Raw genomic sequence first — 26,384 nt, forward strand, 5'->3', positions numbered from 1 at the left:
AAAGAAGTGAAAACGAAGGGCGAATAACTATTGAGTAGACTTATTGGATCCCAAAGTGGGTGTAGAGATCATCCAGAATCAGCTTGGCGGCCAAGGCACCTCCACCGAGATTCCACGTGATAAGATCAAACTTGAAATATTTTTCGGTCTTAACACCCTTCAAATCTTTCCAAATCGGGTGGGTGATCCACTCCTGCTGATATTGAAGCTTGACCATGTCGAGCTTGCCTGCAAAATTTGATTGCATATACGCTGTGATCTGCTGATGCTGTGCCGAACGATATCGCAGCTGCTCCTTACAGTAACGACGTTTGTGTATCGAGTGCAGAAAGTAAATCGAATACGGGGCTGGGTATCGCGGCTGGTTATTCATGAGCAGGCCTCCAATCCATCGCATGAATCAAGAATAATCAAGGATAGCCAGACGCATCCTTCCTTGTATGTAAGGTTCGTCTGGCTGCTGTTAGACGGCATTACGATTTGTGTACAACAAATAAATAAAGAACGGGGCTCCTACTGCAGAAGTAAACACACCTACAGGAATGTCCAAAGGGAGAAAAAAGGTGCGGCCAACGAGATCGGCAACGACGACAATGATCGCTCCAAGCAGAGCAGAGACAGGCAGGATACAGCCGAAGCTGGTGCCGACCAGCTTGCGAGCCATATGTGGGGCCAGCAGTCCGACAAACCCGATACCACCACCCACGGAAACGGCTGATCCGGCCAAGGCAACACTTAACAGAAGCAGCACCAAGCGATTGCGCTCTACATGGCTTCCAGCGCTGGCAGCGACATCGTCCCCAAGCTGCTGAATATTGACGTGCCGAGCCAACAGGAAGGCTAATGGAATCAGAATGACAGTCCACGGCAGCAGTGTGAATACATTTTCCCAATTTGTTCCGTATACAGATCCCGTCAGCCATAGATAGGCTTGGCCTGCATCATTTTTGGGACTGAAAATGATCATCATCGTGGTCATGGCCGACATCAGGGTGGAAACACCTACGCCAACCAGAATCAGACGGAACGGAGTGACTCCTTTTTTCCAGGCAAGCGCATAGAGGACAACAGCAACAACGGCTGCTCCGAGCATGGCGGATACCGGAAGCAGTCGTATACTCATCGTTTTGGCAAAGTAAGTCAAAAAGACAACAGCCGCTACGGCAGCACCACCCGTCACGCCCAATATGTCGGGTGACGCCATGGGGTTGCGGATCATCCCTTGCAGGATCGCGCCGGAGGATGCTAATGAAGCTCCGATCAGCAGTGCCAGCAATATGCGGGGAAGACGCAGCTTTTGAATAATCATGGTTTGATCCTCAGCGCCTATACCTAATACACTGCGAATGACATCAAGGGGCTGGATATACATTTCTCCCAGTCCTGTACTGACCACAAATGCAGTCGTACATACAATGAGCAAAGCTGCAATGACTAGCACAGTTTTCTTATGAATTAAAAAGGATATACGTCCGCGAACAGAGCGGATGGGGACATAAGGCTTCATGTTTTGGCAATCCCCTTTCGAGCCAGATAGATAAAGAACGGAGCTCCGATCATAGCGGTCATAACACCAACCGGGATTTCTTCAGGAATCATAATAAAGCGGGCCCCCAGATCAGCCAAAATCAGCAGAATCGCACCGAGCAGCGCACAGTAGGGAATGACCCAGCGATAATCCATTCCAACGAAAAAACGGGATATATGCGGAATGACAATACCGATAAAACCGATGGGTCCGGCGACAGATACTGAGCTGCCAGCGAGAACGACAATGATGATCGCTGCCACCGTCTTGATCACAACTGTACGCTGTCCAAGGCTCTTGGCAGTATCCTCACCCATCAATAGTAAATTGACATCACGTGCAATGACACAAGCGGCCAGCCAGCATACGATCATATAAGGAAGTACAGCAAGCAGCATGTCCGGTGAGCGTCCGGCGATGGACCCGGTTAACCAGAATAATACACTGCTCAGTACTTGTTTGTTGACGACCAGCATTGCTTGGGTCAATGAAGAGAATAAAGCTGTCATCGCCGAACCGGCCAAAATAATTTTGATAGGCGTCAAACCGTCTCTTCCCATAGAGCCAAGCACATACACAGCAGCTGCAGCGACAGCAGCCCCCAGGAATGAAATCCACATCAAAACGGAAAGCGAGGAGACGGATAGTACCGTTGCTGCGAATACGATGAAAAAAGTAGCCCCTGCATTCACACCAAGCACGCTTGGCGCTGCAAGCGGATTGCGGGTTAATGCCTGCATCAGGGCTCCGGCAATAGCCAGACTGGCCCCGATGGCTGCTGCGATGAAGGCCCGTGGCATGCGTGTCGTACGTAGTATGACCTGTTCACGCACGGCTTCATCGTAATGCATGAGCGTTTGCCAAGCGGTAGCGAAACGGAAATTGGTAGCTCCAAACATAATGCTTGAGATTAGGCAAACCAGCAATATGAAAGCGGCTGCGACCAATCCTGATACTCTCCAAAAATTAGCGGTCATGGATATCCTCCAGAAATGTCCTGATGATGCATAAGAGAGAATGAGCCCACGGCTCATTCTCCTATGCGGTACTTCTATTCCATTATTGTTATGAGATGGGGCTGAACAGTCTATTTGATCTCAAAATATTTATAAAGATCATCCAACAGCGATTTAGCAGCCGTACTGCCTGCACCCAGATTCCATGTCACAACATCGACTTTAAAGTATTTACCGTTTTTGACGCCCTTAAGGTCTTTCCAGAGAGGATGGGAGGTCCATTCCGATTGAGTTTTTCTTGCATTCGATCCATCATCCACCTGAGACGTAATATCAAAGATATAGTCGCCGTCCAGCTGTGGCATTTGCTCCTTGGAGGTCAGATTGATCACGGTTTTACCCTCACTCTGCTGTGCCTTCGGTCTTGGCAATCCGAGCTCCTTGAAGATGGTGCCTGCAAAGCCGGTTGAGTAAATCCGAGCACTGCCATCCCGCTCGAAGCGAATAATCGATACTTCGGATTTGCCGATCCGATCCCCCATTTTTTGCTTAAATGTAGCGACACCTGTATCCCATTCCTTGATGATTTTTGCTGCTTCATCCTGCTTATTCAATGCTTCCGCAGCAATGTTCAGGTTTTCCTTCCAGGAAAATAAATCCCCCACAATGATGGTCGGAGCTATGGAATTAAGCTGTGGATATACTTTCTCATTCCTGGTCTTTTGCCCGATGATCAGGTCAGGCTTAAGAGCGATAATGGCTTCGATATTCGGCTGCAATTCATCACCGAGGTTCTTGACTCCATCCATCTTCGAACCCAAATACTTGTACCACGGTTTTTCATCCCATGATTCTACCGCGCCTACTGGCTTCACGTTTAAAGCAGTAGTGATGTCCACCATGCCGCTGAATAGGACAACAACGCGTTCCGGTACCTTTTTCAAGGTAGTGGTCCCCATGGTGTGGGTAATTGTTTTGTCATAAGCAACGGCTGGCTTGGACGACGCTGCATCCTTTCCAGGCGTAGTGCCAGTGGCTGCTCCTGTAGACGCAGCCGGACTCGATCCGCAGCCAGCGGCAAACAATAATACAACGAAGGCTAATAATAAGTGCAGCTGTTTCATTGGTGTTCCCCCTTGTTAACTTTTGTTGCAAGCTTACAGCTTGTCATGTATGGTCAAAAATTGCTGGGCATCCTTGCGCGGACGCGGTGGCGGAATGAGCTCCGGATAGCCTATATGCAGCAAGCCGACGATTTTCTCACCTGGCTGCACCCCTACCGTCTCCCGAAATCCAGGATGGTAATTAAAGTTATTCGTCTTCCAGACGACGCCAAGACCTCGTTCCCAAGCAGCAAGCTGAAAGGTCTGTATCCAGGCGCTAGCGGCTGCATAATCCTCATCCCACTGCTTTTGGCGGGAATCCTCGTTCATTACCACAATCAAGTGCATGGGCACATGCAGAAAATATTCCATTTTCTTTTGAGCATACTTAATCCGATCTTCAGCACTATAGGTGTCGACCATAGCTTTGGCCAATGTGTCACGTGCTTCTTCCATATAAAGAATGAATCTCCATGGCTCCCGGACTCCATGAGTGGGTGCCCAGGCAGCAACATTCAGCAGCTCGATCAGCAGTTCCTTTGATACAGGGTCGCTTTTGAACTGACGAATTGAGCGTCGCGATTTTATCAAATCAGCCATTGCGCCTGTATTTTGTGTATGTAATAATTCCATGACTGGGTAACCTCCTTTTATAGCTCTATATAATTGATAATGATTATCATTAGTCCTTATCCATCATAAAGATGATTTTAGTGATTGTACATATCTTAATTTGTCTGATTGGCTGGATTATTTTGTCCCGACAAATGAATAAAAAAAGAACCCATAGGGATGGGTTCGCTAGGATAAGGTTATTGGCCGTCATGAGGGGAAGGGCGGAACGGGTGCAAAAACATTTTGGGAATCGCCGTTTCGAAGCGCAGCAGCTCCCCTTTGGTCGGATGTATAAAGGCTAGAACGCGTGCGTGCAGACCGAGCCGATTAATGATTTTCGATTTGGAGCCATACTTCTTGTCACCGACAACAGGATGCCCGATGTCCTCCATATGAACACGAATCTGATTTTTGCGGCCTGTTTCCAGATGAATATCCAACAAAGAAAAATTTCCGTTCGTTTGGACCAATCGGTAATGGGTTATCGCTTGTTGTCCATCATTGGGGTACTGGCTGGAGTACATCTTAAGTGTGCTGCTTTCTTTGAGCCATGAGGTGATCGTTCCTTCAATTTTTCGCACCTTGCCTTCAACCAGAGCTGTGTAGGAACGCTCCTTGACCATATCCTGCCATGCGTTTTGCAACGTTTGCTGAACCTTTTCGCTTTTGGCGAATACCATCACTCCCGAGGTGTCACGGTCCAGTCGGTGAACGATGAAAATCCGGTTGCGCGGATTTTCTTCACGAACATGCATCGTAAGCTGGCGATAGGCTGTGACCTCGTCTTCCTTGTGCGTCGCTGAAACTGACAAAATACCGGAATCCTTGTTAATGACGATGAGATCCTCGTCCTCATGTAAAATAGTGAGGCCTAATATAGGTGATGCCTGTGCAGATTTATCCTTGCTAATACTGACGATATGTCCGGGCATGAGTGCAAAATTATAGGTGGTTATAGTCCGGTCATTCACAGAAACCTGCCCGCGGGCCAGAATGGATTTAACTGAATTACGTCCCATATTGGAGAGATGCTCCAATAAAAAAGTCAGCAGCTCCGCGGGCTCCGCTACCTTGAAGACGATAGGCTTGGAAGGGCCCTTATGTGAAGTTGTCTGCTTATTAGAAATATGGGCTTTGTTAGCTGGGCGTGGATTTCGATTTGCGCCTCGATTGGCTTTGGGTGGTTTACTCATTAGGTAGTTGTCGCTCCGATTCCTTGGTTTATTCTTATACTATACCATGTTCGGCAGGGTGGGAGAAGGTCATGCGCAGCGAATGTGGAATCAGGTTTTGTATGGATAACAGCATAATCTTGCTTGAGTTGACATAATGAAAGCTTTCCATGCATAGAATAAACTTTACCGGGAATCCTACAAATAGAAGGTAAACGGTAAGAATATGTAAATAATGGTGAAAGGCCTTAAGTTAACAGAGTGTTCACACGAAGTTAATACTGCGTTCATGTTAATGGCTTACACTTAGTCGTAGCCAATGAAAGAGGAGGGAAATTAATGATTTTATATCAAATGGCCAAACGGATGGAGCAAAGAAAGAAGCTCCAGCACACGATTGAGCAATCCGAGGGTATTACGGCACAGCAGCTTGTCACGCAAAAGGAACAGGTTGAAGCACAGCTGATGACGCAGGCGAATTATTGGGCAGAAGAAGGCAATGACGAATTCATGTTAAGCGCAATGGTTCCTGAGGTTGGCGGCATTCAAACAAATACAGGAGGCTTGTAGCTGGAAATGGAATTTACCTTACGAGGTGTTCCATTTCTTTTTTTTGTATTCGGCATCTTTTCCGTGTAAAATAGGGTTGCATGAATCCTGTAAAGTAAAAGAGGTTATTTCGCATGAAAATCGTATTATCGACGCTTAACGCCAAATTTATCCATACATCGCTTGCCATCCGTTATTTGAAAGCTTTCTGTGGCGACGATTTTAACATAGACATTACGGAATATACGATAAAAGATCCAGCGATGAACATCGTTTCGGATTTATTTCAGCGTCAGCCGGATGTGATCGGGTTCTCCTGTTACATCTGGAATATCGAGGAAACGATTACCGTGATCAGTATGCTGAAAAAAATTAATCCTCAGCTTATTATCATTTTAGGTGGTCCTGAAGTCTCTTATGATACCGAATATTGGATGGAGAGACTGCCGCAGGTCGATTATATCGTGATGGGTGAGGGAGAAGAAACCTTCCATCATTTACTGAAGGAAATTAGTGGAGATCGTGCCTTCTACAGTGTATTCGGGACTGCTTATCGCAAAGAGGGCAGAGTTCTGATCAATCCGCCGCGGCCAAAGCTGAAGCTCGATGATATCCCGTCGCCACACCGATTTGCCGAAGATGTTCCGAGCCTGGCGAATCGTGTCGTTTATTTTGAAACGAGCCGTGGCTGCCCGTTTAGCTGTCAGTTCTGCTTGTCCTCGATTGAAGTGGGTGTTCGTTATTTTGACATCGATCGGACAAAAAACGACATTCTGTATTTGATTGCATCGGGTGCGAAGCTGATCAAGTTTGTGGACAGAACCTTTAATATCAAACGCGATTATGCGATGGACATATTTGAATTTCTCATTAATAATCATCAGGGCTGTGTGTTCCAATTTGAGATTACAGCGGACATTATGCGGCCCGAGGTATTGGAGTATTTGGCGGAAAACGCGCCGCCGGGTGTGTTCCGTTTTGAAATTGGCGTACAATCCACGAATGATTTGACGAATGGACTTGTGAAGCGTCGGCAAAATTTTGCCAAGCTGTCGCGAACCGTGACCATGGTCAAGGAAAGTGGCAAGATTGATCAGCATTTGGATTTGATTGCCGGCTTGCCTGAGGAGAATTATCATTCATTCCGCAAAACGTTCAACGATGTGTTTGAATTGGGGCCTGAGGAGCTGCAGCTCGGATTTTTGAAAATGCTGCGGGGTACAGGCATGCGCGCTGATGCTGAAAAGTATGGTTACATGTATATGGACAATGCGCCCTACGAAATTTTGGGCAACGATATATTGCCATTCTCCGATCTGGTCCGGATCAAACGGGTTGAAGATGTACTGGAGAAATACTGGAACTCACATCGTCTGGATCATACCGTGAATTATTTAATTCGCCAGCAGTTCCCTTCGGCATTTGATTTCTTCCAGCAGTTTGGCGATTATTGGGAAGCTCAGGGCTGGCAAAAAATTGGCCATCAGCTCGAGGATTTGTTTACCCGACTGCGTGCGTTCCTGATTCATCGGGGAACACAGCGGATGGATGTTATTGAGGGCTTGATGAAACTGGATTATTTCCTGAACCATAAGTACAAGCCTCGTAAAATATGGTGGGAATTTACTCTGAACAAAGCGGCACAGAACGATTATTTACGCAGACTTGTCCATAACCCGGAGGCTGTTTCCACAGCTTATGCTGAACTTGGTATCGGGGAGAAGGATATCCACAAGCACGTGATGATCGAGGTGCTTCCGTTTCGACTGGATACGTATCTGGAAACAGGCGAGCTTATCGCCGATGCGGAGCAACTGCTTATCATTTATTTCCCACCTGACACTTCGACTCGTGCCATGCACTTTACATTGTCGCTAACATCGGCGAAGGCGATGTAGTCTCAGCTTATGGCCCATACCAATATTCAACAAAAAGCAGTCTTAAACTAGAAAGTATAGTTTTAAGACTGCTTTTTCGAGTTGTTAATCAATTATTGTTGGTTGGTCCGGGTTTCTTAAAAATTCAAAAATCAGTTTAATTTGGGATTCGGTATTTCGATCCGTGGAAAGGTTCGGTAATTGATTTTCAGAAAAAAACTGGATATCCGTTGTTTCTATTCCTGTTATTGGAGCTCCCCCGATAATCTCGCAGCGAATAAAGATTTTGTAATAATGGTAAGGCTGTGGCGGGTGGGGATGTTTAGTGCTGTCAAAAATTGCGAGCAATTTCGTGACCTTTACCTCATATCCAGACTCCTCTTTTATTTCCTTGATTACATTTTCAGAGGGAGATAGACCGATATCGCAAAAACCGCCAGGTAAAGACCATCTATTGTTATTGCTTTCTCTTACCATTAAAATTTGATCGTCTTTAAATACGACTCCGCGTACATCCGCTTTAGGCGTTTGAAAACCGGTTTCATTCGTAAATAAGTCATTGATCTTGTCCATCTCTAATTCCGTGTAGGTCTGCACAATTTCCGCACTAATGGTACGCAGCTCGTTGAATCGTTCAATATCAAAGGGATCTTTGGAAAAGGTTAACCCCGCTTGTGATAAAAATTGTATCCTTTTTGCCCAATCCAGCCATTGCAAGCTCATTACGAACACACCTCATTGAAAAAGCATCTGAGAGCCATGTTTCAGGGGCCATTCAGATGCTTAGTTTATTTTGAATCATACAAATAAGAATTAAGGAAGATAGCTTCTTAGAACCGTCATCGATCCTGTGAGCGTATACTCGCCTAAGCTGGCAGGAATCAGATAGCACTCACCTGGTTTGACAGACTGCTGCTCTCCATCGCCCCATTCAATCGTTCCAGATCCATCACAGATCACATGAATGATAAAGCTTTCAGGTGTTGTTTGCAGCTTCCATGCCTGTTCAACCTTGCCCTTTTCAGTAATGAAAAATGGGGATTGAGCCAAAGTCAGCCATTGATTGGAAGATTCCAAATTGGTTTTCATAAAAGTAGCTCCGGAATTGGAGTAAGCAATTACATTTAACGAGTCTTCAATATGCAAGTCCCGAGGCTTGCCGTCCAGACCCAATCGATTGTAATCATACAAACGGTATGTACTGTCGGAATTTTGCTGAATTTCGGCAACAAGTACACCTGCACCCAAAGCATGTACAGTACCTGAAGGAATGTAGAAGGAGTCGCCGGTTTCAACTGTAATTTCATTCAGCGTATCCATAATCCGGTTTTCGCTGATTGCCTGAGCCAATTGCTCACGGGTGACTCCATCGTTCATGCCATAGATTATTTTGGCTCCTGGCTTGGCGTCAAGAATATACCACATTTCGGTTTTGCCCAGCTCACCTGACGGCAGCCCTTGATAAGTATCGTTAGGATGAACCTGAACGGACAAGTCGTCCTGACAATCCAGCAATTTGATCAATAAAGGGAAGCGGCCATTCTTCTCGGAAAATCCCTTACTGCCAAAAAACGTCTGACCGTATTGTTCACGGACTTCGTCCAAACCAAGGCCTTTGAGTGTACCATTAATAACCTTAGTCGTACCGTTAGGATGATCACCAATGGCCCAAGCTTCTCCTATGGGTCCCTCCGGTAATTCTAACCCGAATTGCTCAAGCGCCCGACCTCCCCAAACACGTTCTTTCAGTTCCGGTTGAAATAATAAAGGATATGGTTTCATTCGATTCCCTACTTTCTCCCATGAATTCTGCTTCTTTATGCATATGTAGCCTACCTTGCATTATATCAATCCAGCTTCAGCTTTTCTACCGCGATCAAATAGGGAGGATGATTTCTTTGATTCATGAAACGGTATTCCAGCACTTGAAACTGCTTTTGCGGTAGTTGTTCGGCCCAGACGCGAACGGCTGCGGCCTCATCCTCGCCACCTTGATGTCCAGTATACAGCACAATAGTGAGTATACCGCCTTTTCTTAAGCTGGCTGCGGCAGCCTGCAGCGCGGGAATGGTAGTGGATGGAGTAGTAACAGCCTGATGATCGCTTCCAGGAAGGTAGCCAAGGTTGAACATGACCGCCCCAACTTGTTGCTCAGCGGCTTCCGGGACATGGGAATCCAGCTCTGCATGACTGCACAAATGCAGCCGGACATGGGAATAGTCCGGCTGCTCTTGGGCCAAGCGTTGTTTAGTTGCGGTAATCGCTTGCTGCTGAATGTCAAAGGCATGTACAGTGCCTTTATGACCTACCAGCCTTGCGAGGAAAAGCGTGTCGCCCCCATTGCCAGCAGTAGCATCTACTACCGTATCTCCGGGTCCCACAAGCTGCTCAACCAGCTTGTGGGCATAGTTAAGAATAGATAACAAACCGAACCCGCCTCCATCGATTATTTTTTGCTGGCCAGCCAGCTTGCCAGTGCTTCAACCTCATCGGCCTTAAGTATATCTTTGAATGCTGGCATCACCTTTCCGCCACCATTTATTTTGGCAATTAATTCATCTTTATTTCTTTTGGAACCTACAGCCGATATATTGGGACCCATACCGCCTTGCAGTTGATCTCCATGACAAGCCATACAGTTGTCCTTGAACAGCACTTCTGCTTTTGCAGCAGCCGCGGCGGCGACCGGTGCTTTGGTATCTGTGACTGGCTTAGGCGCGTCTGCAGGCGCTGCAGGTGCCGGGGCAGGACTGGGAGCAGGCGTCGCTTTGGGCTGCTCTTGCACGGGCTGTGCTTCCGGCTTCACAGCCTCCGTCTTGGCCGGTTCTGGCGCGGCCGCCTTGGACTCTTGCGTCTGCGGTGCGGTCGGCTTGGCGACGACCTCAGGTGCAGCTGCCTTTGGCTGCTCTTGTGCAGCAGCAGGCTCGGGCTTAACCTCGGCCGCAGGCGCTGCTGGCTTTGCTGGCTCTGGCGTAGGCGTCGCAGCAGGTTTCGCAGCTTCGGCTGCGCTGCCAGAGCTGCTGCCGCTTGGTGTGTTAGCTGGCGGTTTAACCTCAGCCTCAGACTTCGGCGGGGTCACTGCCGCGCTCGTGCTCGCCGGGTTCGGTGCTGTGCTTGCCTGCGGTGCAGCAGGCTTGTCATTGCTGCATCCGGCGATAGCCAGTACGGCTAGCATACAGGTCCATACAAACAGGCTTCGTTTCTTCATTAATAGTCACGGCTCCTCACAGTAATTAAATTCATGCTCAGGTTGATGCCTGGATCTTAACGTCTACTCAGGTAACGTATGGCAGATGTTATTCGGTTCAACTTTCACATGAAAATAATGTCAGGAGCAGATGAATTTTTTACCTTGATACGTGTTCCGATTTCGCAGCTCCGCATCGATAGCGTTAAGCACTTCCCACTTTTTCAGGCTCCACATCGGGCCGATCAGCAAGTCGCGAGGTGCGTCACCGGTAAGTCGGTGGACAATCATTTCCTGAGGCAGCAGCTCCAGGGTGTCAACCACAAGCTTGACATATTCGTCCATTTCCAAAAAGCGCAGCAGTCCTGCTTCATACTGCTTGACCATCGGCGTTTTGCGCATTAGATGCAGCAGATGGATTTTAATGCCTTCCACGCCCATATTGGCGACAGCACGGCCAGTTTCCAGCATCATTTCATGGGTTTCACCAGGAAGACCATGAATAATATGGGCGCAGGTCCGAATATTATGTTGTTTAAGCTTGGCTAGCGCATCGGTATAGCACTGTGTATCATGAGCGCGATTAATCAGCTTGGAGGTTGATTCATGAACCGTTTGCAGGCCCATTTCAACCCACAAGTAGGTTCTTTCATTCAACTCTGCCAAGTATTCGACAACATCATCCGGCAAGCAATCCGGTCTTGTGGCGATGGATAAGCCAACCACCCCAGGCTGCTGCAAAATGACTTCATAATACTCACGCAGCTCGTCTACAGGCGCGTAGGTGTTGGTATAGGCTTGGAAATAACCGATATACTGCGCATCAGGCCATTTTTTATGCTGCAGGTCGCGAATTTTGTTGAATTGTGTAACCAGATCATCGCGGCGGCTGCCTGCAAAATCTCCGGAGCCGCGCGCACTGCAAAAGGTACAGCCGCCTGTGGCAATCGCACCGTCCCGATTCGGGCAAGTAAAGCCGGCGTCCAGCATCACCTTAAAAACCTTGCTGCCAAACTCGCGGCGCATTTCGGTATTCCATGTATGAAATCGCTTGTCTCCCCATTGAGCAGGGAACGCTGCTTCCTGAATTTGATTCATGTTACAAAACTCCTTCTTGTGGCAAATCCATAAATGCAATCAGCTTCATTTTAACGCATATTGATGCGGTTTGCGAACATTTCCCATAGCAAAAGGCACCTGTACGTTCAAAGCATACTTCATGCTCTAATCGACCATGCTACATGTGTACCAAACAAAACAGTTCGAAGGGAGAATCATTCAATGAACAAGTTTAACAAGCTCGTGATTGTGTTGGCCCTGACTTCAACTATGGGGTTCGGTACTCAGGCTTTTGCCGAGATGGGGGTCAATAGCTCGACTACAAGCAGCAGCGGTACGGGTACGCTGAATGCTTATGGAACGGGTACTACAACGGGTACGGATGGTATGGGAACAACAACAGGCACCTATGGAACAGGAACAACAACGGGTACAGCAACGAACCCAACCGGAACTTATGGAACTGGCACAACAGGAACTGGTACAACAGGAACAGGTACAACTGGATATGGTACTACAAGCAGTACAACACCTGGTGCTTATGGAACTTATGGCACAGATGGAACAACAGGTACAGGTAATACCAATTATGGCACCACATTAGGCAACACTGTTAGCAACAAGACCCATCACCTGCTTGACCGAATGAACACTTATAGCAATACAAATACAAACACAAAAGGGTATGGCGGCAATTATGATACTTATAGCTATCGTGCCAACGCGGATACAACAACAAAAGGTACAAACTGGGGTTGGTTGGGATTACTTGGTTTGTTAGGTTTGGTCGGTATGCGCGGTGGCAACCGAAACGATTCGGACATTAAATAATTTCTGAGCTGAGAACGGCGGCTGCCTTCAAGCTGATGGCGGCCGTCTTTTCATAAACTACCTATTTAGAGTATAATCATTCCTGAGCGGTTAGTTCGTGTGTAAGATAATCGTAAGTTTACAGCCGGAGGATGATTATGCGTTTACGAGGAAGAAAAGGAATACGAGAAGCACTCATAGCACAACCAGAGCTTATTATATTGGAGCCTGCTATTTATAAAGGAAAATGGAGCTCGTTATTTGGCAATAATAACCCGATTCATGTCGAGCTTGGGATGGGAAAAGGTAAATTTATTAGTGAGCTTAGTTATCAGAACCCTAATATTAATTACATAGGTGTTGATATGTACGATGAGCTGCTGCGGAGGGCTGGTGAAAAAGCTGAACTGGCACGTGCCGCGGATGGAGGAAGTCTGGATAACCTCAAGCTGGCGTTATTTAATATTGAAAAAATCGAGGAGATCTTCGATAGCAGTGAGCTGGAACGGATTTATTTGAATTTTAGCGACCCATGGCCCAAAAAACGACACGCCCGCCGTCGTTTGACGCATGCGGGATTTGTGCGCAAATATATCGAGATTTTGAATGAAAAGGGCGAAATTCATTTTAAAACCGATTCCCGTTCTCTTTTCGAGTTTTCGTTGAATTCTTTTGCAGACATGGGTCTGCGTATGCGCAACATTTCACTTAATTTGCACGGAGAAGGCGTTCGTACCGATCTGGTTTTAACAGAATACGAAACCAAATTTTCCGAACAGGGAGTACCTATTCATCGGTTGGAAGTGGTTATTGGCAAGCAGGCGATGGATCAGCATCTACAGCAGCTGGCTGACGTGGATCGTTCGGAGGAACAGTAAGCAAATAAAATCTAGACGACGTTAACATACAAAAAGCATGCAAGCTCTCCAACGTGGAGTAGCTGCATGCTTTTTGCAACTGAAGTCATATTTCTCATGAACTCACGTTAACCTTCAGCATCTCCATAATCGCTTGTGAGCAATCGGCTGGATGATAGGCATGGTTATGTGAGGTTGGGTTCGAGCGGGCCTTGGACAGTTCGGAATACCGGTCAATCAGCTGTTGAAACCATCGATTAATGGTGGCTTCCGATTTAATGGGCTCCCCATAACCGTGCTGGGTGAAGTAATCCATGTTCTCTTCCTCCTGGCCGGGGATCGGTTGGTAGAATAACATCGGAATTCCTTTGGATAATCCCTCGGTACAGGTCATACCACCTGGCTTTGTAATCAGTAAATCGGACACTTCCATCCATTTATCGACTTCTCGTGTGAATCCCATCAATCGAATATTTTCATGCTGAAACCGTTCATCGTGTGATAATTCAGCTAACGCCTTATCGTTACTGCCGAGACAAATAATCAATTGGATTTTTTCCCGCCAGTCCGTGAAATGGTTCAACGATTCCTTCGTGTTCATTAACCCCCAGCCACCGCCCATAACAAGTACCGTCGGCATAGCCTTTAAGCCAAATTGTGAGCGCAGCTCTTCACGATTATGCGGCTCCCAAAAATTCGGATGAACAGGTATCCCCGTCACCTCGATAGCTTCGGGCATCACACCACGCTTCAAAAGCTGATCCTTAACGTTTGAGCTGGACACCAAATATTTGTTAACCTCAGAGCTTACCCAGGTGCCATGCGCATCATAATCCGTAATCACCGTACACAAAGGAACGTTTAAGCCAGCTCGCTTTAATCTTGAAATCACCGCATTGGGAATCGGATGCGTGCAAACGATCGCATCGGGTCGAAGCTGATGAACAACAGCGGCCGTCTGTGCATAAAAAATTCGGTGCAGAGCTAATTGAGCAAAACGGTTTAAAGACTTTTTATACTGGGAACGATACATGATCCCATACAGCTTGGGCCGTGTGGTAACGGTTTTGCGGTAAGCAGTAAGTATCCAAGGAGCCAAAGTTGGATTGAGAAAGGAGCCGAGCTCCAGTACACGTGTCTGGATATCGGGTGAGAGCATACGAAGACTGACTGACAGTGCCTGAGCAGCTTGTGTATGCCCGGCCCCAAAGCCTTCGGATAATAACAAGACCCTTTTTTTACGCATATGCGTTTCACCATACCTTGTTACAATTGGATTTACACAAATTTAACATTAATCATTTTGAACCCAAAAAGCAACTATGTGAATAATACGACAGCTCCAAATGCGGCAGCGGTGCCGATGATACAGCCTACCAGACAGTCCGACGGATAGTGCAGTCCCAAATACATGCGCGATATGCCTACCAAAGATGCGACTGGCAGTAAAATTGTGCCTAACCAGGCGTTGGCATAAAAAAGCGGAATCGTAATGGAAAAGATGGCTGTCGTGTGTCCTGAAGGAAACGAATGATCCGTTAACGGATTCTTGTATGTATTCGTGTCCTTGAGAACAAGATAAGGTCGAAGCCGCGGATAGTTTTTTTTGAACAAGGCGACTGGCACATGACTTACGGCTAATGCAATACAGCTCTGCATGCCTGCCAGACGCCAGCTGTCATGCCCGAATAAGCTCAGGCACAATGCGGCTGTCACCGTGAAGGTTGCACCTCCAAGGTGGGTAATCATATTGAAGAAGCGATCCAGGTAAGTGCGACGCATCCTTTTGTTAATCCATAGAAACATACGGTTCTCTTGCTGCTGCAGCCAGGACACGAAGCGTTTCATTCCAGTCACCTCCTGTTTAAGAGTATATAGAGTATATAAAGTGCACAAACCGATCAGTAATGATGTGTATATAGGGTGATTTGTCTAATCATCTTTTATAACCAGCATATACATACCTACCCCATATTATATACTTCTTTTGTTATTGGAGTATTAACCTCATATAAACACCGTTTAAACATATTGGCAAGCGGCCGCAGGAACAGGGAGCATACGCAAAATTTGTGCAAGCAGTAGAATTATTGTATCATAAAAACTGTGTATCGACCCCAAAATACAGGCTGGCGACCTGCAAAAACTTGAGAAAAGCTGCTATCGGTCAATTAGTAAAATGAAAATCGCTGAGAATTGATGAAAAGACGGAATAAAGCATGGATCGCAAAGAACACGACCCTAATTCCTTATAAAACACTGATTATTCATAAGATCCGGCTTATTCCGGCTATAAGGCGCTTTTGACAAAGTATAGGAAAGAGAGGAAAATCATATTCGGTTGTTTGGAAAAAAATATAAACCAACGAAGCTTATACATGCCTAAGCATGATAGACAGAGAAAACTTTGGGGTACATAACAAAAAAGGGGGATTTTAAATGCTGGACAATGTCATACTGGTTATTCAGGTTGTCTTGGCGCTGATTGGGGTTTATCAGCTCTTTTTGACATGCTTTGGCTGGTATCGTGCCAAGGCAAAACCGCAATTTGCACCACAAAAATCATTCGCTATTCTGGTCGCCGCTCATAATGAGGAACAAGTGGTCGGTGCATTGATTGATAATTTGAAAAAACTCGATTATCCGAAAGAATTATATGATGTATTCGTTATTTGCGACAACTGCACAGACCGTACAGCGGATATTACCCGCAGCAAGGGAGCCTATGCATGTGAACGTCACAATCCCAAGCTTCGCGGTAAAGGCTATGCGATTGAATGGATGCTGAAGGAGCTTTGGAAGAAGCCTCGCAGCTATGATGCTATTGTTATGTTTGATGCGGACAATCTGGTCAACCCGGATTATTTGACTCTTATGAACAATGACTTGTGCAATGGCTCCAAGGTTATTCAAGCTTATCTGGACACCAAGAACCCGAACGATTCATGGATTACTGCCGCTTATGCTGTAACTTATTGGTATTGCAACCGTCTATGGCAGCTTCCGCGCCAAAACCTTGGCTTGGCTAACTTCCTCGGGGGCACAGGCATGTGCTTCGATACGAACCTGCTGAAGGAAATCGGCTGGGGTGCAACAAGTCTGGTTGAGGATCTGGAGTTCACCATGCGTTGTGTACAGCGTGGCATTAACCCAACCTTTAATTATGATGCCAAGGTATATGATGAAAAGCCTTTGACCTTCAAAGCCTCTGCCAAACAGCGTCTTCGCTGGATGCAAGGACATTTTGATGTGGCGCGCCGATATTCCTTTCCTTTGTTGTGGCAGGGCCTAAAGGAAGGCAGCTGGTCGAAGCTTGATACAGGCCTATACGCATTAAACGTTTATAATGTGCTGATCGGTTCGTTAGTAACGATAGTTTTGTGGACGGATAGAATTACGCCTGGTCTTCCTTACCTGCAATCCTTATTCGATTACTCACCGCCGCTATTTATGACGATTGGTATTCTGAGCTTTATCCAATTCCCGTTAGCGCTTATTATTGAAAAGGCAAATTGGAAAACTTATTTGTACCTGATCCCGTTTCCGCTGTTTATGTTATCCTGGTGGCCAATAACCGTCTATGCGTTCTTCACGCAAAATAACAAGCAATGGAGCCATACCGAGCACACGCGTGTCATTCGGTTGGAGGAAGTACAGAGCAAGCAGGTCAGCTAAATAATCGTTTGACTTGGCAAAGCATTTTATGATATGATGACCTAGTTGAAAAAGAAGAGGCGCCCGCTTCTCACCTGACTGACCTTGAGTTGGCTGGTTATAAAGCTAGAGTGAATGTGAATTTGGTAATTGATCACTTAAACTTTAACAGACGTGGGCGTTCGCTGCCCGCGTCTTTTTTAATTTAATCCATGGAGGTGGCAAGTTATTAGTACAGAGCATTTAATTAACGAGGATATTCGAGTGAAGGAAGTACGCTTAATCGGTGGGGACGGAGAACAGCTCGGAATCAAACCTATTCGCGAAGCACTTCAGATCGCACAGGATGCCAATTTGGATTTAGTTAATGTTGCTCCAACGGCTAAACCGCCGGTTTGCCGGATTATGGATTACGGGAAATTCCGCTATGAAACACAAAAGAAAGAAAAGGAAGCCCGTAAAAATCAAAAAATTGTTGAACTTAAAGAAGTTCGCTTGAGTGCAACTATCGATGAGCATGACTTTCAAACGAAGCAGCGCAATGTTGTGAAGTTTTTAAATGAAGGCGATAAAGTGAAATTGAGTGTTCGTTTCCGTGGCCGTGAAATTGCTCATGCAAGCATTGGGCAAAAGGTACTGGAGCGGATGGCTGCCGAAGTTGAGGAACTTTCTATTGTTGAGCGCAGAGCTAAGCTTGAAGGCCGCAGTATGATTCTGATTTTGGCACCTAAGCAGCAAGCATAAATTTGAAGGAGGACTCCACACATCATGCCGAAAATGAAAACACACAGCAGCCTTAAAGGCCGCTTTAAGATCACAGGTACAGGTAAAGTTATGAGATACAAAGCTCACAAAAACCACTTACTGTCCGCAAAATCCAATCGTCAAAAACGCGTATTGGGTACTAATCCAGTTATGGCTGCTGGTGACGTAAAACGTTTGAAACAACAATTGGGCAACATCAAAGGCTAGTTCTGCATCTTTATCCCACTTAAATTTCTGGAGGTAATGAAATATGGCAAGAGTAAAGGGCGGGTTCGTAACTCGTCGTCGTCATAAAAAGATTTTGAAGCTGGCAAGAGGTTATTTTGGTTCCAAGCATCGTTTATTCAGAACAGCAAATCAACAAGTAATGAAATCCTTGCTGTATGCTTATCGTGACCGTCGTACGAAAAAACGTGATTTCCGCAGACTGTGGATCACTCGTATCAACGCTGCGGCTCGTATCAATGGCTTGTCTTACAGCAAGTTCATGCATGGTTTGAAGCTTTCCGGTATCGAAGTTAACCGTAAAATGCTGGCTGATCTGGCTGTTAACGATCTGAACGCATTTAACGATCTGGCTACTGCAGCTAAACAAAAAGCGAATGCTTAATGATTATCATTAATAATAAAAAACGCATTTTCCTGAATCTTGATTGAGGGAAACGCGTTTTTTTGTTGTTCAAATTGTTTTCAGTTTTTTTTCAGAAATTGATGTTACTTTAGTTAACAGTACTAAGATAATGAATTCATGCTTTTCTAACAAATGCTCTTGAATTGAACGTAACTTAACTATATTCTAATATTTGCTTAATTGATTTGAAAACATTATATGGTATCATAAATATGAATCAAATCCATAGGACTTATTACCTAAATGCTGGAAGTGATCTTTTTCGTGAATCTTACGTATATGAAGCTAAGACGTATTTGATTATAGAGAAATTAGGTGAGTGGTTATGAACATCATATTGCTTTCCGGCGGTTCTGGGGTAAGATTATGGCCTTTATCGAATGAGCAGCGTCCCAAGCAATTCATTCCTCTCTTTAAAGATCGCAGCGGCCAACCGAAATCCATGCTTCAGCATGTGTGGAGTCAACTGAAACATCGGAATCTACATAAATCTACGGTCATCGCAACCTCAGTGGGACAGCAGGCATTAATCCATGATCAAATTGGTCGGGAAGTCGATTTGGTGCTTGAACCGGAAAAGCGTGATACGTTTCCTGCCATTCTGTTATCTGTTGCTTATTTATATTCGCATCGGGGTGTTTCCAGAGAAGAGCCTGTTGCGGTGATGTCGGTGGACAGCCGAGTCGAAGATTCATTTTATGATGCGCTCCTCAACTTGCCGGAAGCATTGGATAGCACGGGGGCTAATGTGGCTTTAATGGGTGTGAAACCGACATTTCCGTCTCAGAAATATGGTTACATCGTCCCGGAGCCAAATACAGAGAATTTGCCTATGATGACGATAGAGCGATTTTATGAAAAACCGAATGCCCAGGACGCTGCTGTATATATGGAACGCGGCGCTTTATGGAACTGTGGTGTCTTTTGCTTCAAGGTGGGCTTTTTATTGGACTTGCTGGCGAGCATGGGGCTTCCGCAAACTTATGAGGAGCTGCTGCTTGTATACAGTCAACTGGAAATTCGAAGCTTTGATTATGCGGTTGTAGAGCGGGAAAAACGAATTGCTGCACTGATGTATACCGGTTCGTGGAAGGATATGGGGACGTGGTGCACAGTGACAGAAGAGTTAAATGATCCAATGGTCGGTAAAGGCTTCCTCGGTAAAGACAACAATCAGGTACAAGTTGTGAATGAATTGGATATTCCCATTATCGCAGTTGGCCTTTCCGACATTGTTATCGCTGCGAGTAAAGAAGGGATTTTGGTAAGCCGCAAAGGATCGGATGCGCAGCTGAAGGAAGCCGTTCAGCTTATGAAAGAGAGCTTACTGCCAAAGAGTGACTGCGCCGAGACCCACATCCGGTTGGTAGATCGCTCCGTGTTTGCGGATGGTACGATTGTGACGACCCAAAGGATTCATTTGAATGCAGGGATGGAAAGGGCATTTGAACCCTTGACGGATGGAAGACGGCAAATTGTTTCCTGGACGATGATGCACGGCAGCTCCAGAGTGGTTAAAAACAATGAGAGTGTTGTAGTATCAAGTGGTTGGAATGTGACATTGGAAAATTGTGATGAGGCTGTGATACAAGCATTAGGTCCTGTTGACCTTCTGGAAATAACAACCATCACTAATCTATAAACAGGCTTGAACTGGAGGAGGGCTACTGTGAGAGAAAGAACTGTTATCAGGGAGAAGAGATCGCTGATCGGATATGATGACGAAAAAGTAAAATCATATATCCATTCTCTGCAATTGGAAATAAGAGCTCTTGAGAGACAACGTCGGGAAGAGCATCAAGTATTTATGAATCAAAGCGCGGAGCTGCTTGGTGAAATCGATCAATTGAAACAGAAAGCCCACGAACTTGATCAAATGGAAACCAATTTAAAGCAATGGATCCAACGAAACCAGTAAAAACGTTTGGGCTAGCTTGGCTTGGGCTCCGCAAAAGCTGGACCAACGAACGAATTAAAGAACTGGATGAGCAGCTATCCAAGCAGAAAAAACATCATGAGCAGGATGGAAAGCGAAGAAAGCTTCGTTTGGAGGAACTGAGTCGACAAAAAGAGTATTTGCAAAAGGAAATCGAGGATCGTGAACGATTCATCGATAAGCTGATCACACAAAAGCTGAACATAATGGACCGAAAGGGCTTTGAGCCTTCTTTTGATGATCGGGCCAAACAGAAGCTTCGTCTCGGCGATTTACTGGTCGCTGAGGGCTTAATTTCCCAAGCACAGCTGAATCAGGCGATGGAGCGTCAGAAATCATTTGGCGGCCGACTGGGTGATCTTGTTGTGGAAATGGGTTTCACCAAAAAGGATCTGGTTACCGCCATTATCAATCAGCAGTCGCAAAAGGGCCGTCTGGGGGATATGCTGGTCGAAACAGGTGCTATTACCCAACATCAGCTTAATGAAGCATTGGGGATTCAGCGGAAAAGTGGCGGTATGCTGGGTGACATTCTGATGTCCTTGCGTTCGATTGACCCTGAGAAGCTGTATCGACATATTGCAACGCAAAACAATCTCGGACGCATCGGCACAGAATATGCCTTTGAAGATATGCTGTATAAGCTGCCGGAGGCTTTAGCCAGACAATATGATGCTGTAGTCATTAATAAGGATTTAAACCGATTTTTGGTTGCTGTAGGCGGTCCGTTGTCCGAAGAGGCAAGTGCCAAGATTGAGGAGCTGCTTGGATCACCTATTGAACAGGTGCTGGCAACGCGTGACGAGATGGAGTTTTTCTGGAAGGAAGTCTATCAATCAGAGCTGATGGTCGAAAGCACGCAAAAGCTGGTTAATGAACAGCCGCAAAATTCGGCGCATGTCACGTTTACGAAGGCTCAAATATCCACAGCTGTAATTTGTGTCTTTGTCTTCCTTGTAAGTCTTGTTATCGATTGGTTTCACACTTTAATTGTGATGAATATAGCTGTACAAATCTTTTATTTCTCCATGACGCTATTTAAATTTATGATTATTATGTTTGGTACACGTGAGAATGCCCAAATGAGGTTCACGAAGGAAGAAATAGATGCTATTGATGAAAGAACACTCCCGGTCTATACGATTCTTGTACCTATGTATAAGGAAAGTCAAGTAATCCCGCACTTATTGAGCAATATTGAGCAAATCGATTACCCGAAAGCCAAGCTTGACGTACGTCTATTAATTGAACAGGACGATGTGGAAGCCCAGGAGCTTTTGAAGGAAATGGACCTGCCTCCTTATTATACAACGATTGTAGTGCCGCACAGCTTACCCAAAACGAAGCCGAAAGCCTGCAATTATGGATTAATCCGTGCACGTGGCGAGTATGTTGTTATTTATGATGCCGAGGATCGTCCCGACCCCGACCAGCTTAAAAAGGTGCATGCTGCCTTTGTCAAAAATGAAGATAACTGTGCCTGTATCCAAGCAAAGCTTAACTATTTCAATAGCGACCAGAATTTGCTGACCCGTTGGTTTACTCACGAATACAGCATGTGGTTCGAGCTCCTGCTTCCTGGCGTTATGCAATTGGATATCCCGATTCCATTGGGGGGTACTTCCAATCATTTTAAAATGAAGGTTCTGAAGGAAATTAATGCATGGGACCCTTATAATGTAACAGAGGATGCTGATTTGGGTATTCGCCTTTACAAATCGGGGTACACGACGGCTATCGTAGATTCCCGAACCTGGGAAGAAGCTAACAGCCGCGTAGGAAACTGGATTCGGCAGCGTTCGCGCTGGATCAAAGGCTATATGCAGACCTGGCTTGTTCATATGCGTAATCCTTTTAGGTTATATAGAGAGTTGGGTCTTAAAGGGTTTATGGGCTTTCAGGTGATGGTATTGGCAACGCCGATGCTGCCACTTTTAAATCCGATATACTGGGTTATGATTATCATGTGGTACGCTTGGAAGGTACAATGGATTCCGCAGTTTTTCCCTGGACCGATTTATTATCTGGCCTCTGTAGAATTTTTAATTGGAAACTTTTTGTTCGTATTTGGTAATGTGGCTGGTATTTATTGGGTTATCCATGATTTAGAGAAGCGAAAGGAAAATATTTTCTCCTACAGTCTCGTCAAATATGCACTGCTAACACCCGCTTATTGGGTGCTCATGAGTTTAGCTGCGGTTAAGGCTGCATGGCAGTTGATTACAAAGCCGTTTTATTGGGAGAAAACAACCCATGGCTTGTCTAAAGTTGCCCCTGGTTCATTCTCAGCCAATAGCGCTAGTCAGGATGGGGGATAAAAGAATGCCTGTCATGCATCGAAGTGTTTATTGGGTATTATTTCTTTTGTTATTCACGCTAGAGTTTTCGGCTGGTTTCTATGTTAGCCACGTTATCGGTTATGTGCATTCCGATTCCATGAGCCGTGTAGCCAACGCTTTTTATGTATTGTACAGCCGTGACCCGCATTTGGGTGCGATTGGATTTGTATGGAATCCGCTGCCAAGTGTTATCGAATTATTTCTGCTGCTGCCTTATCACTGGTTTCCTGAGCTTGCTTCTTCAGCACTGGCGGGCGTGATTATGAGCAGCGTATTTGCTGGAATGACAGCTGTATTGCTGGCTCGGGCCGCTGTCGAGTTTGGTTTGTCTCGCAGGTTCGCTGTTATATTGAGTATAAGCTTCAGTTGTAATCCCTTTATATTTTTATTCGGTGCCAATGGGCTCAGTGATGCCCCTTTTATTTACTTTATCATGTCGTCGGTTATTCATTTGTGTCATTGGATGCATGGACGAAGGGTAGGCAGTTTGTTTAGACTCAGCTTCATGCTGGCTCTCGCCTTTTGGACCCGATATGAAGCTGTGCCGCTTGGAGCTGCTTTGGCTTTGGCCGTTATCTTAATCGTATTCTGGATTCCGCCCAGTGATCCGAGAGTTGAGCCGCAGATAGAGCGTAATCTCAAGTTTAAGCTGTTTCAAATCGAGGGCACTTGGGCGCTAATACTTGCCCCTGTGGTGTATTCAGGCTTGATTTGGATTTGGCTGAACTACTTGATTATGGACAACGCGCTTTATTTTCTGAATTCAGAATACTCCAACGTCGCGCAGGCTCAAGGACTTGGGACAGACCAGCAGTTCCTTGATATGCAGGGGAATCCGCTGCTGGGGCTTATATTTGTTGCGAAGAAGACGATGTACTATTCCATTCCCTTATTAAGTATCGTAGTGCTTAGAATATGGAATCGAAGGTGGATGGTGTGGGACTTTCTGGTACTCGCTTGTTTATTTGCTTCGATTCTTGCGCTGCAGTTCCTGCTGCTGATGAAGGGAACCTCATACGGCTGGTTCCGTTATTTTATGTATGTATTACCGATTACGGTAGCTTGGCTACCCTATGAGCTATCTCGCGTTAAACGATCGATGATCAATTATAGTATTGTTTTGATCGGTATGCTTGCAAGCGGCTATATATTGACACAAGCTTTAATGAGCCCTGTGATTGCTCCTGATGAAAATAAATTTCTGCATGCGAAGGAATATGCTGCGGGTCAGCAGGTTGAGAAAGAAATTGCAAATTATTTGGATACTGAACTGGACGGCTACAACATACTGATGGATTCATATTCAGCGTATGCGATCATTCTAAACAGCAAGGCGCCGAGTAAATTTCTAATTACAAGCGATTTAATGTTTAAAGAATCTCTGCAGCATCCTGTAGAAAACGGAGTCGATTTCATACTGAGTCCAAAGCCTGATAAAAGCTCAGCATTAAGTGCAGACAATGCTACCTACCTTAATTTTTATGAGAAGGGTACCTCATGGACGCAGCTATACAAGGAGTTCGGAGGCAAGTGGAGATTGTACAAAATTATTCGTCCAGTTGAAGGAGGTGGAAAAGATGAATCAGCCTATTCCGGAAATTTCTATGGTGATCCCGGTTTATAACGAAGCGGTTCATATTGCTCATTCTTTACAATTGATTGAAGAAGAATTAAAGAAGCTGGCGTATTCGTATGAAATTATCGTTGTTGATGATGGTTCCAAAGATGCTACCTGGCAGCAGTTAACTTGGGTGGGTGCACATTCAGAGCATTTTACGGGATTGCGTCTTAGTCGTAATTTTGGAAAGGAGCTTGCCCTGTGCGCAGGCTTGGAGCATGCCAGGGGACAAGCTGTGATTGTGATGGATTCCGACCTGCAGCATCCTCCGGCCTTGTTAGCCGAAATGATACGATTGTGGCGTGAAGACGGTAAGGATATCGTGGAATGTGTCAAAGTAGATCGTGGGAGAGAATCATTGAATAAATCGCTCAGCTCAGCCATATTTTACAATGTGCTTAATCGTTTGTCCGGATTTGATCTGCGCGGTGCGTCCGATTTCAAGCTTCTGGATCAAAAAGTGATTCAAGCATGGCGGGAGATGCCAGAGCGTAACATGTTCTTTCGCGGTATGACGGCTTGGCTTGGTTATGATAAGGCACAGGTTCCTTTCGAGGTGGCCGAACGTGCCGGTGGCAAAACCCAATGGCCGTTTCATAGCTTGCTGAAGCTGGCGGTTAATGCTGTTGTTTCCTTTTCGTCGATTCCATTGCGTTTTGTCAGCTTGATTGGATTGGTTTTTTTGCTAGGAGCTATTATTTTAGGAGTGCAAACCTTGTATCAAAAATTTGTTGGCGACGCTGTAACCGGTTTTACAACTGTTATCCTGCTGCTGCTGGTTGTGGGCAGTGTCATTATGATCTCACTTGGTATCATCGGCGAGTATATCGCCTCTATCTATAATGAAGTAAAAGGCAGACCACGATATTTGGTCAGCCAAAAAATTAACAGCGAAGCTGCTCCGGCAGAATTAGGCTTCAAGGTTAGCGAAGCTTTATGAAACGATTGATGTTGAAGTATGGGGTCGTTGGTTTGCTGGGGACACTTATCCATTTTGCTGCTTTGTTTGTGTTGGTTGAAGCGTTCCATTTGAACCCTGTAGTAGGCTCCACACTTGGTTTTGTACTCGTTCTTATCATTTCGTATGTGCTTAACAAATGGTGGACCTTTCAGGATGCCCCATCTGGCTGGAAACCGTTTGTGAAATACGTGGTCGTGTCCTTGACAGGATTGTTGCTCAATAGCAGTATTATGTATGTGGTTGTAGACTGGCTGCAATGGAATTATTTGCTCGGACAATGTATGGTTGTCCTGGCGGTCCCTCTCTCTAATTTTATTTTTAACTATTACTGGACCTTTCGCCAAGAGACCGTCAGTCCAAATAGTAAGGGATGAACATCTGATAACCGTACTTCCGAGATTAGTTCGATAAGTTCTTGACTCTGCCAACGATTAGGCATATAATATTGTAAAAGTACAACAGATGTAACTGCAATGATGAGGACGAAGTTATAAGGGCCCTTATGATCCAGAGAGCAGCGGATTTGCTGAAACCAATGCCATTAATCCCTTATGTACGAGCTCACCTCGGAGCTGTTTTCCTGAAAAGTATGTTCATTGGATTTAAGAGCATAGCTATTAGGGAAAAACGGAATCGCACACGTTATCGTGCTGAAGGTATAACAGCTATATGTATTTGCTGCGTACCTGTTAAGGTTATTTGCTGTGAGGCATTTAACAAACTCTGGGTGGTACCACGGAAGATTAGAACCCCTTTCGTCCCTTCAG

27 protein-coding genes are annotated in these 26,384 nt (G+C 45.6%); 14 read left to right on the forward strand and 13 right to left on the reverse strand.

Going from position 1 to position 26,384, the window contains the following annotated elements; genetic code table 11:
* Positions 1 to 40: 40 nt before the first annotated feature.
* The 6 genes from LRL21_RS05495 to LRL21_RS05520 all read right to left on the reverse strand — a co-directional run bounded on the left by LRL21_RS05495 (position 41) and on the right by LRL21_RS05520 (position 5,395).
* Positions 41 to 373 (reverse strand): hypothetical protein, encoded by a 333-nt coding sequence (locus tag LRL21_RS05495; RefSeq protein ID WP_240414754.1) that lies wholly within the window; start codon positions 371 to 373, stop codon positions 41 to 43.
* A gap of 90 nt (positions 374 to 463) precedes the next feature.
* On the reverse strand, positions 464 to 1,507 hold the full coding sequence (locus tag LRL21_RS05500) for a FecCD family ABC transporter permease (RefSeq protein ID WP_240414755.1): 1,044 nt from the start codon (positions 1,505 to 1,507) through the stop codon (positions 464 to 466).
* Entirely contained in the window at positions 1,504 to 2,505 is a 1,002-nt protein-coding gene (locus tag LRL21_RS05505) for a FecCD family ABC transporter permease (RefSeq protein WP_240414756.1), read from the reverse strand. The genes LRL21_RS05500 and LRL21_RS05505 overlap by 4 nt, the downstream gene beginning before the upstream one ends.
* Positions 2,506 to 2,615: 110 nt before the next feature.
* Complete coding sequence (locus LRL21_RS05510; protein WP_240414757.1) at positions 2,616 to 3,608, reverse strand: ABC transporter substrate-binding protein; 993 nt, start codon at positions 3,606 to 3,608, stop codon at positions 2,616 to 2,618.
* 33 nt (positions 3,609 to 3,641) lie between these two features.
* Entirely contained in the window at positions 3,642 to 4,220 is a 579-nt protein-coding gene (locus LRL21_RS05515; protein ID WP_240414758.1) for a nitroreductase family protein, read from the reverse strand.
* A gap of 179 nt (positions 4,221 to 4,399) precedes the next feature.
* Positions 4,400 to 5,395, reverse strand: a complete 996-nt coding sequence (locus tag LRL21_RS05520; RefSeq protein ID WP_240414759.1) for an RluA family pseudouridine synthase — start codon at positions 5,393 to 5,395, stop codon at positions 4,400 to 4,402.
* A 318-nt stretch (positions 5,396 to 5,713) separates the two neighbouring features.
* Between LRL21_RS05520 and LRL21_RS05525 the strand changes: the two genes are divergently transcribed.
* Both LRL21_RS05525 and LRL21_RS05530 read left to right on the forward strand, forming a co-directional pair.
* Entirely contained in the window at positions 5,714 to 5,944 is a 231-nt protein-coding gene (locus LRL21_RS05525; RefSeq protein ID WP_240414760.1) for a hypothetical protein, read from the forward strand.
* Between the two features lie 113 nt (positions 5,945 to 6,057).
* Positions 6,058 to 7,821: a B12-binding domain-containing radical SAM protein gene (locus LRL21_RS05530; RefSeq protein WP_240414761.1), complete on the forward strand. Its 1,764-nt coding sequence runs from the start codon at positions 6,058 to 6,060 to the stop codon at positions 7,819 to 7,821.
* Between the two features lie 84 nt (positions 7,822 to 7,905).
* Here the strand turns inward: LRL21_RS05530 and LRL21_RS05535 are convergent, their stop codons facing one another.
* From LRL21_RS05535 to mnmL, 5 genes are all read right to left on the reverse strand, one after another.
* Positions 7,906 to 8,523, reverse strand: coding sequence for an NUDIX hydrolase (locus tag LRL21_RS05535; protein ID WP_240414762.1), 618 nt, complete (start codon positions 8,521 to 8,523; stop codon positions 7,906 to 7,908).
* 90 nt (positions 8,524 to 8,613) lie between these two features.
* Positions 8,614 to 9,582 (reverse strand): type I phosphomannose isomerase catalytic subunit, encoded by a 969-nt coding sequence (locus LRL21_RS05540; RefSeq protein ID WP_240414763.1) that lies wholly within the window; start codon positions 9,580 to 9,582, stop codon positions 8,614 to 8,616.
* Between the two features lie 65 nt (positions 9,583 to 9,647).
* Positions 9,648 to 10,226: a tRNA 5-(aminomethyl)-2-thiouridylate-methyltransferase MnmM gene (gene mnmM / locus LRL21_RS05545; RefSeq protein WP_240414764.1), complete on the reverse strand. Its 579-nt coding sequence runs from the start codon at positions 10,224 to 10,226 to the stop codon at positions 9,648 to 9,650.
* Between the two features lie 20 nt (positions 10,227 to 10,246).
* The gene (locus LRL21_RS05550; RefSeq protein ID WP_240414765.1) at positions 10,247 to 11,008 is read right to left on the reverse strand and encodes a c-type cytochrome; all 762 of its coding nucleotides are present in this window, start codon (positions 11,006 to 11,008) and stop codon (positions 10,247 to 10,249) included.
* Positions 11,009 to 11,128: 120 nt separating this feature from the next.
* A complete protein-coding gene (gene mnmL, locus LRL21_RS05555; RefSeq protein ID WP_240414766.1) occupies positions 11,129 to 12,085 on the reverse strand; it encodes a tRNA modification radical SAM protein MnmL/YtqA in 957 nt (318 codons plus the stop codon).
* 183 nt (positions 12,086 to 12,268) lie between these two features.
* Between mnmL and LRL21_RS05560 the strand changes: the two genes are divergently transcribed.
* Positions 12,269 to 12,877 carry a hypothetical protein gene (locus tag LRL21_RS05560; RefSeq protein WP_240414767.1) on the forward strand — a complete coding sequence of 203 codons (609 nt, stop codon included), beginning with the start codon at positions 12,269 to 12,271 and terminating at the stop codon, positions 12,875 to 12,877.
* A gap of 137 nt (positions 12,878 to 13,014) precedes the next feature.
* Positions 13,015 to 13,734, forward strand: a complete 720-nt coding sequence (gene trmB, locus LRL21_RS05565; protein WP_240414768.1) for a tRNA (guanosine(46)-N7)-methyltransferase TrmB — start codon at positions 13,015 to 13,017, stop codon at positions 13,732 to 13,734.
* Positions 13,735 to 13,828: 94 nt separating this feature from the next.
* On the opposite strand, the gene LRL21_RS05570 is transcribed toward trmB, so the two are convergent.
* Positions 13,829 to 14,959, reverse strand: coding sequence for an MGDG synthase family glycosyltransferase (locus LRL21_RS05570; protein WP_240414769.1), 1,131 nt, complete (start codon positions 14,957 to 14,959; stop codon positions 13,829 to 13,831).
* Positions 14,960 to 15,033: 74 nt separating this feature from the next.
* The gene (locus LRL21_RS05575; protein ID WP_240414770.1) at positions 15,034 to 15,561 is read right to left on the reverse strand and encodes a phosphatase PAP2 family protein; all 528 of its coding nucleotides are present in this window, start codon (positions 15,559 to 15,561) and stop codon (positions 15,034 to 15,036) included.
* 591 nt (positions 15,562 to 16,152) lie between these two features.
* Here LRL21_RS05575 and LRL21_RS05580 point away from each other — a divergent pair.
* From LRL21_RS05580 to LRL21_RS05625, 10 genes are all read left to right on the forward strand, one after another.
* Positions 16,153 to 17,388, forward strand: coding sequence for a glycosyltransferase family 2 protein (locus tag LRL21_RS05580; RefSeq protein ID WP_240414771.1), 1,236 nt, complete (start codon positions 16,153 to 16,155; stop codon positions 17,386 to 17,388).
* Between the two features lie 207 nt (positions 17,389 to 17,595).
* Positions 17,596 to 18,111: a translation initiation factor IF-3 gene (gene infC, locus LRL21_RS05585; RefSeq protein ID WP_076229691.1), complete on the forward strand. Its 516-nt coding sequence runs from the start codon at positions 17,596 to 17,598 to the stop codon at positions 18,109 to 18,111.
* A 24-nt stretch (positions 18,112 to 18,135) separates the two neighbouring features.
* Positions 18,136 to 18,339, forward strand: a complete 204-nt coding sequence (rpmI, locus tag LRL21_RS05590) for a 50S ribosomal protein L35 (protein WP_076229692.1) — start codon at positions 18,136 to 18,138, stop codon at positions 18,337 to 18,339.
* A gap of 43 nt (positions 18,340 to 18,382) precedes the next feature.
* Positions 18,383 to 18,742: a 50S ribosomal protein L20 gene (gene rplT / locus LRL21_RS05595; protein WP_076229693.1), complete on the forward strand. Its 360-nt coding sequence runs from the start codon at positions 18,383 to 18,385 to the stop codon at positions 18,740 to 18,742.
* 346 nt (positions 18,743 to 19,088) lie between these two features.
* A complete protein-coding gene (locus tag LRL21_RS05600) occupies positions 19,089 to 20,405 on the forward strand; it encodes a sugar phosphate nucleotidyltransferase (RefSeq protein WP_240414773.1) in 1,317 nt (438 codons plus the stop codon).
* A gap of 27 nt (positions 20,406 to 20,432) precedes the next feature.
* Positions 20,433 to 20,681 carry a hypothetical protein gene (locus LRL21_RS05605; RefSeq protein ID WP_240414774.1) on the forward strand — a complete coding sequence of 83 codons (249 nt, stop codon included), beginning with the start codon at positions 20,433 to 20,435 and terminating at the stop codon, positions 20,679 to 20,681.
* The gene (locus tag LRL21_RS05610) at positions 20,660 to 23,017 is read left to right on the forward strand and encodes a cyclic di-GMP-binding domain-containing protein, MshE-related (RefSeq protein WP_240414775.1); all 2,358 of its coding nucleotides are present in this window, start codon (positions 20,660 to 20,662) and stop codon (positions 23,015 to 23,017) included. The genes LRL21_RS05605 and LRL21_RS05610 overlap by 22 nt, the downstream gene beginning before the upstream one ends.
* 13 nt (positions 23,018 to 23,030) lie before the next feature.
* Positions 23,031 to 24,662, forward strand: coding sequence for an ArnT family glycosyltransferase (locus LRL21_RS05615; RefSeq protein ID WP_240414776.1), 1,632 nt, complete (start codon positions 23,031 to 23,033; stop codon positions 24,660 to 24,662).
* The gene (locus LRL21_RS05620; RefSeq protein ID WP_240414777.1) at positions 24,616 to 25,596 is read left to right on the forward strand and encodes a glycosyltransferase family 2 protein; all 981 of its coding nucleotides are present in this window, start codon (positions 24,616 to 24,618) and stop codon (positions 25,594 to 25,596) included. The genes LRL21_RS05615 and LRL21_RS05620 overlap by 47 nt, the downstream gene beginning before the upstream one ends.
* Positions 25,593 to 25,991 carry a GtrA family protein gene (locus tag LRL21_RS05625; RefSeq protein ID WP_240414778.1) on the forward strand — a complete coding sequence of 133 codons (399 nt, stop codon included), beginning with the start codon at positions 25,593 to 25,595 and terminating at the stop codon, positions 25,989 to 25,991. The genes LRL21_RS05620 and LRL21_RS05625 overlap by 4 nt, the downstream gene beginning before the upstream one ends.
* Positions 25,992 to 26,384: the final 393 nt, after the last annotated feature.

It is taken from the genome of Paenibacillus periandrae, assembly GCF_022458865.1.
Classification (GTDB): Bacteria; Bacillota; Bacilli; order Paenibacillales; family NBRC-103111; genus Paenibacillus_S; species Paenibacillus_S periandrae.